The sequence below is a fragment of the Paraburkholderia sp. SIMBA_053 genome (genome assembly GCF_046534895.1).
GTDB classification, from domain to species: Bacteria; Pseudomonadota; Gammaproteobacteria; order Burkholderiales; family Burkholderiaceae; genus Paraburkholderia; species Paraburkholderia caledonica.
The window spans coordinates 1-262 of record NZ_JAWRXU010000945.1; the positions used below are offsets into that span (position 1 = coordinate 1).

The 262-nt window shown below is 65.3% G+C and carries 1 pseudogene; it reads left to right on the plus strand.

Annotated elements, in window-relative coordinates:
* Positions 1-35 precede the first annotated feature (35 nt).
* Positions 36-262 (plus strand): annotated as a pseudogene (locus SB753_RS38390) (tRNA (adenosine(37)-N6)-threonylcarbamoyltransferase complex dimerization subunit type 1 TsaB); the annotation flags it as partial.

Below are 262 nucleotides of genomic sequence, written 5' to 3' on the forward strand. Positions count from 1 at the left end.
CCGGCGATGCAGGGTGCCGCATTACAATAGCGGTCATGACGAAAATCGTGCTGCTTGCCCTCGATACTTCGACCGAATTCTGCTCGGTCGCACTCCTGTCCGCCGAATCCGCCGACGATACGTCATCGGCCGATGCGGACGCGCCTGCGCCCGCACCGCGCGTGTGGACGCGTCACGAAGCGACGGGCGCCGTCTCCAGCACGCGGCTTCTGCCTGCCATTCGCGAACTGTTCGACGAAGCGGGTCTCGCGCTCGCAGACTG